This is a genomic window from Chloroflexota bacterium (assembly GCA_009840355.1).
Taxonomy (GTDB): domain Bacteria; phylum Chloroflexota; class Dehalococcoidia; order Lucifugimonadales; family JADFKI01; genus Bin90.
Map to the genome: position 1 here is coordinate 85622 of VXNZ01000026.1, position 14086 is coordinate 99707.

The 14086-nt window shown below is 59.9% G+C and carries 14 protein-coding genes; 6 read left to right on the forward strand and 8 right to left on the reverse strand.

Translation table 11 applies throughout. The features are described from left to right. The first annotated feature begins 5 nt into the window (after nt 1-5). Nucleotides 6-923 (forward strand): ABC transporter permease, encoded by a 918-nt coding sequence (locus F4X57_08350; protein MYC07166.1) that lies wholly within the window; start codon nt 6-8, stop codon nt 921-923. Here the strand turns inward: F4X57_08350 and lipB are convergent. The 5 genes from lipB to F4X57_08375 all read right to left on the reverse strand — a co-directional run bounded on the left by lipB (nt 898) and on the right by F4X57_08375 (nt 5919). Then, the gene (gene lipB / locus F4X57_08355; protein MYC07167.1) at nt 898-1611 is read right to left on the reverse strand and encodes a lipoyl(octanoyl) transferase LipB; all 714 of its coding nucleotides are present in this window, start codon (nt 1609-1611) and stop codon (nt 898-900) included. The two genes, F4X57_08350 and lipB, sit on opposite strands and share 26 nt — an antisense overlap. A 12-nt stretch (nt 1612-1623) precedes the next feature. Beyond that, the gene (locus F4X57_08360) at nt 1624-2985 is read right to left on the reverse strand and encodes a 2-oxo acid dehydrogenase subunit E2 (protein ID MYC07168.1); all 1362 of its coding nucleotides are present in this window, start codon (nt 2983-2985) and stop codon (nt 1624-1626) included. 123 nt (nt 2986-3108) lie between these two features. Next, a complete protein-coding gene (locus tag F4X57_08365; GenBank protein MYC07169.1) occupies nt 3109-4092 on the reverse strand; it encodes an alpha-ketoacid dehydrogenase subunit beta in 984 nt (327 codons plus the stop codon). A gap of 40 nt (nt 4093-4132) precedes the next feature. After that, entirely contained in the window at nt 4133-5143 is a 1011-nt protein-coding gene (locus F4X57_08370) for a thiamine pyrophosphate-dependent dehydrogenase E1 component subunit alpha (protein MYC07170.1), read from the reverse strand. A gap of 194 nt (nt 5144-5337) precedes the next feature. Continuing rightward, nucleotides 5338-5919, reverse strand: coding sequence for a DUF2177 family protein (locus tag F4X57_08375; protein ID MYC07171.1), 582 nt, complete (start codon nt 5917-5919; stop codon nt 5338-5340). Between the two features lie 116 nt (nt 5920-6035). Between F4X57_08375 and F4X57_08380 the strand changes: the two genes are divergently transcribed. The 5 genes from F4X57_08380 to F4X57_08400 all read left to right on the forward strand — a co-directional run bounded on the left by F4X57_08380 (nt 6036) and on the right by F4X57_08400 (nt 9861). Further along, nucleotides 6036-7076 (forward strand): LLM class flavin-dependent oxidoreductase, encoded by a 1041-nt coding sequence (locus F4X57_08380; protein ID MYC07172.1) that lies wholly within the window; start codon nt 6036-6038, stop codon nt 7074-7076. Between the two features lie 86 nt (nt 7077-7162). Next, the gene (locus F4X57_08385; GenBank protein MYC07173.1) at nt 7163-8335 is read left to right on the forward strand and encodes an LLM class flavin-dependent oxidoreductase; all 1173 of its coding nucleotides are present in this window, start codon (nt 7163-7165) and stop codon (nt 8333-8335) included. 14 nt (nt 8336-8349) lie between these two features. After that, nucleotides 8350-8727: an HAD family hydrolase gene (locus tag F4X57_08390; GenBank protein ID MYC07174.1), complete on the forward strand. Its 378-nt coding sequence runs from the start codon at nt 8350-8352 to the stop codon at nt 8725-8727. Between the two features lie 16 nt (nt 8728-8743). Next, nucleotides 8744-9130 (forward strand): hypothetical protein, encoded by a 387-nt coding sequence (locus tag F4X57_08395; GenBank protein ID MYC07175.1) that lies wholly within the window; start codon nt 8744-8746, stop codon nt 9128-9130. A gap of 8 nt (nt 9131-9138) precedes the next feature. Beyond that, nucleotides 9139-9861 (forward strand): ribonuclease PH, encoded by a 723-nt coding sequence (locus F4X57_08400; protein MYC07176.1) that lies wholly within the window; start codon nt 9139-9141, stop codon nt 9859-9861. Between the two features lie 288 nt (nt 9862-10149). Here F4X57_08400 and F4X57_08405 read toward each other — a convergent pair whose 3' ends face one another. The 3 genes from F4X57_08405 to F4X57_08415 form a co-directional block, all read right to left on the reverse strand. Beyond that, nucleotides 10150-11016, reverse strand: a complete 867-nt coding sequence (locus F4X57_08405) for a tetratricopeptide repeat protein (protein ID MYC07177.1) — start codon at nt 11014-11016, stop codon at nt 10150-10152. Between the two features lie 132 nt (nt 11017-11148). Continuing rightward, nucleotides 11149-12756 (reverse strand): glycosyltransferase, encoded by a 1608-nt coding sequence (locus tag F4X57_08410; protein ID MYC07178.1) that lies wholly within the window; start codon nt 12754-12756, stop codon nt 11149-11151. Nucleotides 12757-12824: 68 nt separating this feature from the next. Then, on the reverse strand, nt 12825-14069 hold the full coding sequence (locus F4X57_08415; GenBank protein ID MYC07179.1) for an aspartate kinase: 1245 nt from the start codon (nt 14067-14069) through the stop codon (nt 12825-12827). Nucleotides 14070-14086: the final 17 nt, after the last annotated feature.

A 14086-nucleotide genomic window follows, 5' to 3' on the forward strand; every position in this document is an offset into this window, starting at 1 on the left:
TGGGCATGCGGAATCAGCCGGAACAGGCAGAGCAATTGGCAATCAGGCTTGCGCCAAGCCCAGGCGCGCGCGTGCGTCGTGCGCTTGCCGCCAGTGTGCTCATAATGCGCGGCAATCCGAATGTGATTATCGGCGTGGTGATACTCGCCACTATCTTGCTGATGACGGCGTTCTCGCCCATCATTGTGCGCTCCGACTACACGCAGACAACTACCGACCTGCGACTGCCTCCGTCATCGGAGCATTGGTTTGGCACAGACGCATTCGGACGCGATGTGTTCGATCGCGTGATTGCCGGCAGTCGAGTGTCGCTGTATGTCGGCTTTGCGGTAACGGTCGTATCGGTCGTTCTCGGACTGGTCATCGCGCTGTTCGCCGGATATTTCCGCTTCCTCGACCACATCCTGATGCGCATCGTGGACGGCTTGCTGGCATTCCCCACGATATTGCTGGCGCTCGCGCTCATCGCGCTGCTGGGCGGCAGCGTGAACAATGTCATCATCGCGCTGTCAGTAACCGGCACGGCGAGTAAGGTACGCCTGGTGCGCGGGCAGGTTTTGAGCCTACGCGAAGAGCAGTTCGTGGAGGCGGCGCGTGCGATTGGCGCGCCGGTGTGGCGCATCTTGTTCCTACACATCGCGCCGAATACATTCGGTATCGTGATGGTGCAGGCGACATTTACCCTAGCAACCGCGATACTAGCCGAGGCGAGCCTGAGTTTCCTAGGCGCAGGCGTGCCGGAATTCATCCCAACTTGGGGCAACATAGTGGCAACGGGCAAGGGCTATGTACAAGTCGCATTCTGGATTTCGTTCTTCCCTGGCGTATTCCTAACCGCCACCGTGCTAGCCGTAGTCCTAATTGGCGATGCCCTCCGCGACTACCTAGACCCGCGCCTCAAGGGTCAATTCTTGTCGGAGTAGGCGCGGCAGCGCTCTGGATGGCGTCTAGGCTACTCCACTCGATGGCAAGCCCAAACTTCCTGCCGAAGACTCGCGTCAACACCGGCAGCATGTCGGAGACCGTGAGACCGCGCCCCAATTCTTGCGCCACAGATGTGACCTGTGCGCCGGGCATGCCGCAGGGGACGATGTGGTCGAAGTATGACAGGTCGGGGCATACATTGAGCGCGAAGCCGTGCGTCGTGACGGAGCGGCTCACATGCACGCCGATGGCGGCTATCTTGGCGTCCTCGACCCAGACGCCGGTGGGCTTGCCTTCGCTGTGCGCCACAATGCCATACTCATTCAGAGAACTTATCAGAGTTCGCTCAAGCGTCTCTACATAGTCGCGCACGCCGCCGCCCCAGCGGCGCAGGTTGATGATGGGATAGCCGACGAGCTGGCCGGGACCGTGGTAAGTCGCTTCGCCGCCTCTGTCGGTGAAGTGGGTCTCGGCATTGAGCCGCCTGAGAGTGTCAGAAGAGGCGAGGATGTCGGATTGCTTTCCTCTGCGTCCGAGCGTATAGACGTGTGGATGCTCCAGCAGCAGCAGAACATCGGGCATCTTGCGAGCGGCTACTAGTGCGTGCGTGCGCCGCTGTAAATCGTAAGCGGCGAGGTAGTCCATCACGCCAAGCGAGACGACTAGGCAGGTGTTCGTGACGCTCATCGGTGGCAGCGCCTAGTAGATGCCCGTGTCATCGGTGATGGCTTCGAGTCGGCGCTTGACGGCGTTGGTGAACGTGGACGCCTCCGCGCCGTCCATTATGCGGTGGTCGAATGTCAGGCAGATGTTCATCATCGAGCGAATGGCTATGGCGTCGCCAATAACGACCGGTCGCTTGACGACCGCTTCGGTGGTGAGAATCGCCGCCTGCGGGTGGTTGATTATCGGCTGCGATGCGACTGAACCGAGCGCGCCGGTGTTGTTCAGCGTGAATGTGCCGGACTGCATATCTTCGATGGTCAGCTTGCCCTGCCGAGCGCGCGTCGTTAATTCGGATACGCGCGCAGCGATGCCCGCGACGCTGAGCGTATCTGCGTCTCGCAGCACTGGAACAACCAGCCCGTCCGGCGTGGCGGCTGCTATGCCGATGTTAATGCGCCGCTTCAGGATTATCGCGTCATCGCCCCACGACGAGTTTAGCAGCGGGTTTTCGCGCAGGGATTCCGCGACCGCCTTGATAACAAAGTGCAAGTAAGTCAGGTTGACGCCTTCGCGCTGCATGAATTCGTCCTTCAGGGCATGTCGGCGGCGCACCAATCCGCTCACATCGACTTCCGTGATAGACCACGCAGACGGGATTTCGGACACGCTGCGCTTCATGTTTGCGGCAATCACGCGGCGCACGGGCGACAGCGGCAGGCGCTCTTCGTCCGCACTTTCCTGCGGCGATGTTGCGGGAACGGGCGCCGCAGGCGTGGCTGGTGCTTGAACTGCGGCATCAGCCTGCGATTCGATGTACGCCAGTACATCCTTGCGGGTTACACGACCGTTTATGCCCGTGCCTTCGACTTGTTGCAAGTCAATGCCGTGCTCGTCAGCGAGCCGCTGCACCGCAGGCGAGTATCTGCGACGGCGACTGCCTGCGCTCCTAAATTGCGGCGCAGGCCCATCGTCGGGCGCGGGGGCGACGACATTGCCGGACCCGGTGGGACCTACGGGCGCGACATCCTTTAGCAGTACACCGATGCGGCTTGCTGAGTGTTGTTCATCGGATACGACGGTCGTAGTTTCGGACTGCGCGGCGTCTTCGGCGGCGGGTGTGGTGTCAGCGGTTAACACGGAATCAGAATCAGTATTCGCCGCGTCTGCGGTCTGTATGGACGCGATGGGCGCGCCCATGGGCAGTGTCTCACCTTCCATAGCGAGGATTTCCGTGATGACGCCTGCGACCGGCGATGGCACTTCCATGCTGACCTTGTCCGTGAGCACTTCGACGAGCGGGTCGTATCTATCCACGCTGTCGCCGACCTGCTTCAGCCACTGGACGATGGTGCCCTCGGTTACGGATTCGCCGACCTGCGGCAGTTCGATTATCATTCATTGCACCTGTGGGGATTGGTCGGTTAGTCAGTATTTCAGTTTGTCAGTCGGTTACCTGACTGGGGATGGCTCGAAAGAAACCGATTGACCGACGGACGGATAGACTGACTTACTGATGAACTAATACGCCGCCAGACTGCGTATCGCGTCCGCGATTTTGGCGGAGTCCAGCATGTACAACGCTTCGAGTGGCGGGCTGAACGGCATCGCCGGTACTTCGGGACCCGCAAGCCGTCGCACCGGCGCGTCGAGATACTCGAAGGCGTCCTCCGCTATTGTGGCTGCGACTTCGCCGCCGATTCCGCCGACCTTGTTGTCCTCGTGCACGACCAGCGCCTTGCCCGTCTTCATCGCGGATTCGAGCACCGCGTCCGTGTCGAGCGGACGCAGCGTGCGCAGGTCAACGACCTCGGCATCGATGCCCTCGCCTTCGAGCGTCTGCGCCGCCTCGATGCAGTGATGCACCATCAAGCCGTATGTGAAGACCGACACATCGTCGCCTGCGCGTTTCACATCCGCCTTGCCAATCGGCAGCGTGTACTCGCCGTCCGGCACTTCGCCGCGCACCAGCCGGTAAGTACGCTTGTGCTCGAGGAAAATCACCGGGTCGTCGTCTCGGATGGCGCTCTTTAGCAGCCCTTTGGCGTCGTATGGCGTGGCGGGTGTTATCACTTTCAAGCCCGGCGCGTGGCAGAAATACGCCTCCGCGGACTGTGAATGATACAGCGCGCCGCGAACGCCGCCGCCTTCCGGAGCGCGCAGTACCAGCGGCACGCTCAGCTTGCCGCTGCTGCCGTATCGCGCGCGCGCCGCCTCGCCGACAATCTGGTTGAACACGGGCCAGATGAAGTCCGCGAACTGTATCTCGGCGATGGGGCGCATGCCGTGCATCGCCGCGCCAAGCGCCATGCCCGCGATGGAGGATTCGGCGATGGGCGTGTCTATCACGCGCTCCGCGCCGAACTGGTCAACGAAGCCGTCTGTCGCAAGGAACACGCCGCCTCTCACGCCGACATCTTCGCCAAGTACGAAGACGCGCTCATCGCGCAGCATCTCCTCGCGCATCGCCTCCCGCACCGCTTCCAGCACATTCATCTCTGCCATGTAACTGCCTTGCTTATCCTATCCATCCTGTACATCAATGTTAGTTTCCTGCCGCATACACATGCTCAAAGAAGTCGTCCGTAACAGGATAATCGGCGGCCTCTACTTCGTCGGTGACGGTATTGATTTGGGCGCGCGCTTCGGCTTGCAGGCGCTCGTCGGTCGCGTTGTCCAAGATGCCCAGCGATATCAGGCGGTCGGAGAATAGCTTGAGCGGGTCGCGCAGCCTTGCCTCTTCAATCTCGGCGCGGGGACGATAGCGCGTGTCATCGTCGTCGCTGGTGTGTGGCAAGTAGCGTTCGACCTGCGCCTCGATGAGCGTGGGGCCGTCGCCAATTCGCGCGCGCGCCGCCGCCTCGGACACCGCTTCGTGCACCGCGACAACATCGCAGCCGTCTATCGTGATGCCCGGCATGCCGTAGCCTTCCGCGCGGCTCGCCACGCTGTCCACTGCCATCTGCCAGCGCTGTGGAACGGATGTCGCGTACTTGTTGTTCTCGCACATGAACACGACCGGCAGGCGGTGCACCGCCGCGAAGTTCATCGCCTCATGCGTGTCGCCGAAGCTGGACGCGCCGTCGCCGAAGTATGCGATGACAATCGCGTCCGAGCCTTTCATGCGACTGGCGAGCGCGGCGCCGACCGCCTGCGGTAGCTGCGTGGCGATGACATTCGACAGATTGATTAGCCCGATTTCCGGATACGCGCCGTGCGTGGGGAACTGCCGCGCGCCGCTCAACGGCTCGCCTGTCTTCGCCGTGAAGCCGAGCATAATCTCGCGCGGAGTCATGCCGAGCGACAGCATCACGGCGAGGTCGCGGTAGTATATGTAGAATTGGTCCACGCCGCGCCGCAGAGCGTACACACTGCCGATTTGCGCCGCTTCGTGTCCCTGCGACGACGCCACGATTGCCGCCTTGCCTTGTCGGTTGAGCATCCAAATGCGCTCGTCAAGCGTGCGCGACAGCACCATCTTGCCGTACATTTCCAGCAAAGTGGCGTCGTCAGGCGTTCCTGCATTCGCCGCGTACTGTGTGGGCGCGTCAGGCATATTAGCTCTGCCTTTCTCGCAGTTTCAAGAGTGTCGTTTATCCTAATATGTGGGCTATTGATTGTTAGCGCCAATTATAAGAGGCTTGGCTTAATGGCGTCAAAATCTGTGGGAAGAAAGGCGGCATCGACCCCATACGACCTTTCCCCAATGGGCAGGGCAGGGGCTTTTCAACACTGGATAAAATCGAACTATCAACGATCGCGTAATTTGAGCGCAATAGCCGTAACAATCGTGGATGTGGCGAGGCTCAGGAAGCCACCGATGATGATGTCGATGAAGACCAGCGGCACGGGCCACATAGCTATCGCGACGAACGACGGCACGCTGTAAGTGGCATACGCGCCCAAGCCCAGAATGAAGCTGTTGACCATCGCCTTGTTCAGGCTACTCGCTTTCATTGCAGGTTCGATAGCGAGTCGCCAGTTCGCTATGCCTATCAGTATGAAGAACAGCAGGAGCGCCACGAATTCGATGCCGCCCCAAGTCTCCATTGGCTTGCCGAAGCTCCAGTCGTTGCCCAGCCCGCTTGCATCGCGCAGACTCTCGTACATCGTGGTAACGAACGGCAGCAAATGCCACACCAAGTCGATGACCGCATACGCCACAATAGCCGCGATGGCTCTATACACCTGTCCCAAGTTCATCTTAATCGCCTTCCCGCCGCTACGGCTCCTAGAATACATTCGCATAGCCAGCCGACACGGGGAGAAGGTTATAATAATTACGGTGTCATGTAAATCTGTAGCTTTGTCCCCATCGCGCTGCATATTCAAGCGGGACTATTCAGGTAGCATCAATCAAAGGAGTCAGTTTCGTAATCAGCGCGGTGCAAGCGTATAATGAGGGTGCCGGACTGACATACTTATTTCCAAGGAAAGGGGCAGCCTTCATGAAGTTCGCTCTTATTACACACTTGCCTTGGCCTGAGGACACGGATGCGCGCAGCATTGTGGAGCAGACTTGCGAGGACATTGCGCTTGGCGAGGAGCTTGGGCTTCATAGCGCTTGGCTTGCTGAGCATCACTTTACGCGCTATGGCATTGGGTCGTCCGCGCTGGTGTTTGCAGCTGCGATTGCCGCTCGCACCAGCAAGATACGGCTTGGTACCGCCGTGCTCGTGCCACCGCTGCACAATCCGATTCGTCTCGCCGAAGACACAGCGACACTCGACCTCATCAGCAACGGGCGGCTTGATGTCGGCTTCGGGCGCGGCGCGTCTCCCAGCGAGTTCACTCCATACGGCGTCGATCACAGCGACACGCAGGCGAGCTTCCAAGAATCCGTCAACATGATTCGCGGCATGTGGACTACGCCGGAATATACTCACGAAGGGCAGTTCTATGATGTACATTCGGCGAACCTCGTGCCGCCGGTGGTACAGCAGCCGCATCCGCCAATCTACATCGCCGCCACGCGCACGCCCGCCACGCTGGAGTTCGCGGTGAAGAACGGCTTCCCCACGATGATAGGCTTGACTGTGGACAACGAATCCGCGCTGGAACTTTGCCACCGCTACGAGGCGATGTCCGCTGAGGCGGGGCACAACATCACGACGGCGGACATCCCGTTCTTTCGATACTGCTATCTTGCGGAGAGCGAAGAGCGGGCGCGCGAGGATGCGTACAAGTCGCTCAATTGGGTCATCGACCTGCTGCAATGGCGCGGAACGCTCAACGGCGCAAGCGAGGCGAGTGGCAGCATCGAAGAATGGCGCAGAACACGCGGCGCGCCGTCGCTCACCTTCGACCATGTGGCGGAGCATCGATCCATCATCGGCACGCCGGAGCAGTGCATCGCCAAGATAAAAGCACTGCAGGCGCGCGGCGTCGAATACTTTGGCTGCAACTTCGCCTTCGGCGGCATGCCCCGCGACAAGGTGCATGCGGCGATGCGGCTGTTCGCGGACGAGGTGATGGGGGAGTTCAATTAGCATCCGTGTTGCCACTCCCCTACTCTGCGACTATAATTCGCCCCAAACCAGATTCATCAACAAGACCAACACGAAAGGACACCGCCATGGCTCTGCCCGACCGAATGAAGTTCGGCATATTTCTTGGACCGTTCCACCGCGTTGGCGAGAACCCGACGCTCGCCATCGACCGCGACCTCGAACTGATTCAGTGGCTCGACTACCTGGGCTACGACGAGGCGTGGATTGGCGAGCACCACAGCTCCGGCTGGGAGATTATCTCCTCGCCCGAGATTTTCATGGCGGTCGCCGCCGACCGCACCAAGCATATCAAACTCGGCACGGGCGTCGTCAGCCTGCCGTATCATCACCCGTTCAATGTGGCGAACCGCATGGTGCAGATAGACCACATGAGCCACGGGCGCGTGATGTTCGGCGTGGGCCCGGGCGCGCTGCCGGGCGATGCCTATATGATGGGCATCGAACCGACCACGCAGCGTGAGAAGATGGACGAGGCGTTCGGCATCGTGCTGCGTCTGTTCACCGAGACCGAGCCCATCACTTATAAGTCGGACTGGTTCGAGCTTAACGAGGCGATGCTGCAAATCCGCCCGTTCCAGCGGCCGCATATGCCAATCGCGGTGGCGTCCATACAGTCGCCGTCCGGTGTGGCGCTCGCCGGCAAGTATGGCGCTGCGGTGTTGACCATCACTGTGCCGCGCGACCCGACCGCCGGCGACCGCGGCAACCTAAGCGACCTGTGGACTATCGCGGAAGAGTCCGCCGCAGAACACGGCAAGACGGTTGACCGCAACGACTGGCGGCTGGTCGTGCCGGTGCATCTGGCAGAGACGCGGCAGCAGGCGCGCGATGAAGCGCGGATGGGCGCGGGCTACTTCCTCCGCGAGTACACCGAAGGCACGAACGGGCGCAAGTCAGATTTCGACGGGCCCATCGAAAAGGTCGTGGACCACATGGCGGATTCGGGCGCGTGGATTATCGGCACGCCGGACGACTGCATCGAGGCGCTTCACAGGCTGGACGACCTCAGCGGCGGATTCGGCGGCTTTATGGTGCAGACGGTGGACTGGGCGCCGCGCGACCGCATGCTGCATAGCTACGAACTGCTCGCACGCTATGTGATGCCGCACTTCCAGGGCAGCGCGCTGGCGACGAAGGCATCGCAGGACTGGGCGATAGAACACCAAGACGCGCTGGTGAGCGGCAGAGTCCGCGCCATCGACCGCGCCAAGCAAGTCTATGCCGAGCGCAACAACTAGGGCGCGTGCCGACTTTGACTACATTGCCGATACTGATTAGCTTCGACATCGACGGCACGCTCGAAGTGGGCGAGCCGCAGGGCAGCATCACCATGGACTTCGTGCGCGCCGTCAGTCACAGGGGCTGCATCGTCGGCAGCTGTTCCGATCGTCCGATAAGCTTCCAAAAGCGGCTGTGGAGTCAACACGACATCGCCGTCGATTTCACCGCGCTGAAGCAGAATCTCGACGAAGTAAAGTCGCGCTTCGCCGCCGCCGCCTACATCCACATCGGCGACACCGAAGTGGACGAATACTTCGCAATTCAGTCCGGCTTCCGCTTCATCGAAGTCGATACAATGGAATGGCGCGAGTGGAGCGCTCGGGTGCTTCAAATGGAATCGGATCGGTAAGAAAAGAGAATATGTCATGGGGACATTTCAAGTTGAGATAGGAGTCGGAGACCCACAAGGACTGCGCTACGAATATGTCAACGCGCTTGTCGATTCCGGCTCCACTTACAACATACTGCCTGCGTCTATGCTTCGCCGTTTGGGTATCGAAGTTCTGGGTAGCGGCACTTTTAAGCTCGCGGACGGCAGGCGGATAGAGCGTAACATGGGGGAGACTCGGGTCCGGCTTAACGGCGAAAATTATACGGCTCCCGTCATATTCGGCGAAGAAGGCGTTCAGCCGCTCCTGGGAGCAGTCACACTGGAGATATTTCGCTTGGCAATTGACCCAGTGGATATGCGGCTCATTCCAGTAGACGGCTTGATGATGTCCGCCCAACCTAACACTTTGACCGATAAGTGAATAACGCTATGACAAGACTCGACGGCCGCGCCAACGACGAACTGCGGTGCACTACGATTACATGCGGCGCGCAGGCGTTCGCAGAGGGCAGCGTGCTGATTGAGACGGGGCTGACGCGCGTCCTGTGCGCGGTGAGCGTGGAGGAGAAAGTTCCGCGATTTTTGCGTGGCTCCGGGCAGGGCTGGGTTACGGCGGAGTATGCGATGCTGCCACGCGCTACACTGACTCGCACTCCACGAGAGCGCACTCCGCGCGGACGCACGCAGGAGATTCAGCGGCTGATTGGGCGCTCGCTTCGAGCCGCCGTTGACTTAGAACGGCTGGGAGAGCGCACCTTTACGGTGGACTGCGATGTGCTGCAGGCAGACGCCGGCACGCGCACGGCAGCTATCACCGGCGGCTATGTCGCGCTGTATCTGGCGTTAGACGCGCTTGTTCAGGAAAACCAGCTGCCTGATTTGCCGATACTATCTCCGGTCGCAGCAACGAGCGTGGGCATCATCGACGGTGCGGCTTGTCTCGACTTGTGCTACGAAGAAGATTCGTCGGCGGATGCGGATTTCAACATCGTGATGACCGGCGCAGGCGAGTTCGTTGAGGTGCAGGGGACGGCGGAGGGCATGCCGTATTCTAGGGACGCTCTTGACGAAGTGCTATCCGTTGCCGAACAGGGGATTGGTGAGTTGATGGCGATACAGAGGACGGCGATTGCGGCGGCAGTTGGGGCGTAGGCGGTGAACCCATACGAAGGTAAAGTTTTTTCTTGCCCGCACCCTAATGCTAACATTCCCCCCAGAGCGGAAAGGGGAGGGATTCTACGCAGTCCTTTGGCATAGTCCTTTGGCATCTCTGTCCGACACTATGGCAAATAATTGGACAATTGGACAAACGCATCCGTCTAGTCTCATCATCTTCGTTGTGAAGAGAAACGAGAAAATCCGCGCATGCCACAGTCCGGCATCAAGGGATGCTTGGACTATGGTCGGCGCGGATACCTAGGCATGCGCTGCCCTGCGCGGCTAATAATCCTCGTCTTCTAAGATTTCGTCGTCGTCATCGTCGCTGGAGTTGATGATGCGGTGGATGACTGGCGCGAACGCTTCGTCATCGCCCGGCTCAGTGTCGTCGTCGGACCAGTCTTTGATCATACGGCGCCCCAGTGAACCGACTTCCGAGGCGTCTTCGTCGTATGCCAGCATGCTGCCAGGCATATAGACGCGGTAGTTCGAGCCGGCGCGCGACGGGAACGACACGATGCCCGCCTGCGACGGGTGCTTGAAAGTCTCTCGAATCATGATGGTCAGTTCGCTTGTGCCTGCGCTTGTGACTGCTGCCTCGTACTGGTTGCCGCCGCGCACTAGACGCAGCAAGCGCGCGGCGAGCCTCGGCTCCACGCTGCCGACATATTCGCCGGCGGCGTTCAGCACTCTTGCCCGCCCGTTTTCTATCTCCAAGCTGACGCGGTGTCCCGGGGCGAGTTTCAGCAGATTGTTGGACGGCGCGAGCCTGACAAGTGACGTCGTAGTCGCCTTGCCGCTCTCTTCGATGAACACCTTTGGTGCTGCTTCTACGCTGTCCCGAGATTGAGGCAATACATCCTGGTCGCCTAGCCTCATCAACCGGTCGAGGTTCTTGCGGGCGATGCTGTTGTGCGGCGATATTTCCAGCGCGCGCTGAAATGCCTCGCGTGCCTCGCGGTTGCGCCCGAGTTCGCTGAGCGCCTTGCCCAGCCGGTTTTGCGCCTCAAGGTCTTTGGGAAAGTCCCTGAGGATGGCGCTGTTCATCTTGGCGGCATCGTCCCAGTTGCTGTGCATCGCCAGCGCGACAGCCTTCTTCGCGCGGTCGCGCCGCACTTTTTCCTTGTTCTTTTCAGCCAGTGTTTGCATTTTCGCTTAGTCCTCTGTTCAGTCAAAGTCTTTTGCGTTTAAGGTAATTAGATGCACTATTGTAAATGAGTTAAAGGCTTTTTCCACCTATTTTTTTCGTAATAATGCGGCGGGCTTCGCGACGGTGATTCGTCACGTTTTCCTTCGCCATCTCAGAAGGAAAAGCCGCCACAGCGCCTCAATGATTATTCCCATCGATAGCTTGGACTTGCCGTGAGCGCGGTCGTAGAATGTTATGGGATGCTCGACGACGCGGTAGTTTCCGTGCTGACAGGCATACGCCACTTCCGCCTGAAATCCAAACCCTTTGCAGCGGAACTCATCGAAGTCTAGCGCGTTCAAGGCGTCCGCTCTGAACGCCTTGAAGCCCGTCGTGGCGTCCTTGACCTTCAGGCCGACGACGGCTCGGATGCCGTAATTCGCGAGCGAACTGAGTAAGTGCCTGCGAAAGCGCCAATCCTTGTCAACGCCGCCACCTTGCGTGTAGCGCGAGCCGACCACCACATCCGATTGCCGCAGCGTCTTGAGGAAGTCCGGTATGTACTCCGGCGCGTGCGACAGGTCGGCGTCCATCTGCAACACGTAGCCCGCGCCTTGCTCTATCGCGTGCCGAAAACCGACTTTGTATGCCGTACCCAGCCCGTCTTTCGACTGCCGCTCGATAAGGTCGATGCGATTGTCGTACTGTTCGTTCAGCCTTCGCGCTACTTCGGCTGTGCCATCGGGCGAATTGTCGTCCACGACGACCAGCCGCAAGTCTGGCACGCGAAGTGCGAATAGGCGTTCCGCAAGTAGCGGCAGATTTTCCGCTTCGTTGAATGTCGGCACGACGATAGCCGGGTAGCCGCGCGGTGCGTCATCGTCCGGCGCAATGCGAATTGTTGACGCCGCCGTTGCTAATTCCGCCAGGCCACCATCGTGCGAATCTGCGCCATCATCGCCGCTAATGTTCGTTGTTGTCGATGCTGATGCTGACAGGGCAGCTTCAGCATCAGCATCAGACGAATAAGCATATTCCTGCGAGTACTTACCGCGTAGGCTGTTCCAGCGCACGGCAAGCACATCTCGCAGCATGTTGAGTCCGGCGGACGCGGGGTTGAGCCTGCTGTCGGCGTCGTGCCGCCACTCTATCGGGATTTCCAGCACGCGCATGCCTAGACGCCGCGCGAGGAATAGCAACTCGACATCGAAGCCCCAGCCTTTGACGTGCTGCAACGGGAACAGTGTTTCTGCCGCCGCCGCGCTGAAGCATTTGAACCCGCACTGCGTATCGTCGATGCCGCGCACCGCGATGACCTGCACCATCTTGTTGTACGTGCGCCCCAGCATGTGCCGAAACAGCGATTCCCCGTAGCGGTTCGCGCCCGCAATCTGCCGAGAGCCGATGACGATGTCGTATCCGGATTCCATGTGTTGCAAAAAGTCGGCAAGGTGGCTTATCGGCATGGCGAGGTCTGCGTCGCACATGAAGCGGTATTCGCCGCTCGCCGTGAGCATGCCCTGCCGCACAGCCGCGCCTTTGCCGCCGTGTTCGATGCGTTTCAGCCTGAAGTCTTCTTGCTCAGCAGACCAATGTTCCACGACTTCGGCGGTCGAGTCGTCACTACCGTCGTCAACGGTGATGACCTCCGCTGTGTACGCCTGCTGTTGGAGATACTGCGAAACGGCGTCCAGCGTGGCGACTATCCGCCCCGCCTCGTTGTAGGCAGGAATGATTACCGAAAGGTGGGGGTGAGGCATGAAGTCGTTCAACTGTCGGCAGTCAACTATCGAAAACGGCGGTGTTGCGGTGGTAATCTGTGCGGCATCTATTCTCGCGGCAGGTCCAAATGGAAGGCGTCGTGCAGCGCGCAGGCGGCTTCGGCAACCTGCGATTCGGATATTAGGCAGGTGATGCGAATCTCGGATGTCGTAATCGCGTCTATGTTGATGCCCTTGCCCGCGAGAGCGCGGAACATCTGTGATGCATAGCCCGGCGCGTCCTGCATACCGGAGCCGACGATGCTCAGCTTGGCGAGTGTGTCGTCGCTGATGGTGCCTCTGCTGCCGAGTTCACGGATGACAGGTTCGACAACATCGAGTGCGCGGTCGAGGTCGGTGCGCGTAACGGTGAATGTCATATCGGTTGTGCCATCAACGCTCGCGTTCTGCACGATGACATCCACGCTGATGTCGGCTTCGGCGAGCGGCTCGAACAGGCTCGCCGCGATGCCGGGCCTGTCGATGACGCCGAGCACCGTTATCTTCGCCACATTCGTGTCCGTCGCGATTCCCCTCACGCGATTCCGTATTTCGCCCACATTGCTGTTCATCTCGCTGTCTCCGTGGATGTCCCCGTGAATAAGCGTGCCCGCCGCGTCCGTGAAACTGGATGCCACGAGTATCGGCACATTGTAGTGCATTCCCATTTCGATAGAGCGCGGATTCATCTTCGCGCCGTAGCTTGCAAGCTCGAGCATTTCCTCGAAGCCCACTTCGTCCAACTTTCTCGCGGTCGGCACTAGACGCGGGTCCGCCGTGTAGATGCCGTCCACATCGGTATAGACCTCGCAGCGATCCGCTTCGACGCCCGCAGCGATTGCCACTGCTGTCGTGTCAGAGCCGCCGCGACCGAGCGTGGTGATGTCCAAGTCTTCGGTGATGCCCTGAAAGCCCGCGACAATGACGATGTTGCCTGCATCCACTTCTCCGATAATGCGCTCCGGCGACACGCCCGCGATGCGCGCCCTGCCGTAGCTGGAATCGGTGCGAATACCCGCTTGTGCACCGCTAAGGCTGACGGACGCGTAGCCCATCGAGCGCAGCGCCATCGCCATCAGTGTGCAGGACACTAGTTCGCCGGTGGAGAGCAGCACGTCCATTTCGCGCGCGTCCGGTCGGTTCGAGATTTCGTTCGCCAAGTCGATGAGATCGTCAGTGGTGTCGCCCATAGCGGACACGACGGCGATGACGCTGTTGCCCGCGTCCCTGCTGCGCGCGATGCGCCCGGCGACATTGCGAATCTTGTCGGCGTCCGCAAGCGAGCTTCCGCCGTATTTTTGTACGATTAGCATGGTGGTGTGTCAGTCTT

Bases quoted from the DNA above. Each gene is read 5' to 3' on its own strand.
- F4X57_08350 (MYC07166.1), top strand. From the start codon at position 6: ATGCGGAATCAGCCGGAACAGGCAGAGCAATTGGCAATCAGGCTTGCG.
- lipB (MYC07167.1), bottom strand. From the start codon at position 1,611: ATGAGCGTCACGAACACCTGCCTAGTCGTCTCGCTTGGCGTGATGGAC.
- F4X57_08360 (MYC07168.1), bottom strand. From the start codon at position 2,985: ATGATAATCGAACTGCCGCAGGTCGGCGAATCCGTAACCGAGGGCACC.
- F4X57_08365 (MYC07169.1), bottom strand. From the start codon at position 4,092: ATGGCAGAGATGAATGTGCTGGAAGCGGTGCGGGAGGCGATGCGCGAG.
- F4X57_08370 (MYC07170.1), bottom strand. From the start codon at position 5,143: ATGCCTGACGCGCCCACACAGTACGCGGCGAATGCAGGAACGCCTGAC.
- F4X57_08380 (MYC07172.1), top strand. From the start codon at position 6,036: ATGAAGTTCGCTCTTATTACACACTTGCCTTGGCCTGAGGACACGGAT.
- F4X57_08385 (MYC07173.1), top strand. From the start codon at position 7,163: ATGGCTCTGCCCGACCGAATGAAGTTCGGCATATTTCTTGGACCGTTC.
- F4X57_08395 (MYC07175.1), top strand. From the start codon at position 8,744: ATGGGGACATTTCAAGTTGAGATAGGAGTCGGAGACCCACAAGGACTG.
- F4X57_08400 (MYC07176.1), top strand. From the start codon at position 9,139: ATGACAAGACTCGACGGCCGCGCCAACGACGAACTGCGGTGCACTACG.
- F4X57_08405 (MYC07177.1), bottom strand. From the start codon at position 11,016: ATGCAAACACTGGCTGAAAAGAACAAGGAAAAAGTGCGGCGCGACCGC.
- F4X57_08410 (MYC07178.1), bottom strand. From the start codon at position 12,756: ATGCCTCACCCCCACCTTTCGGTAATCATTCCTGCCTACAACGAGGCG.
- F4X57_08415 (MYC07179.1), bottom strand. From the start codon at position 14,069: ATGCTAATCGTACAAAAATACGGCGGAAGCTCGCTTGCGGACGCCGAC.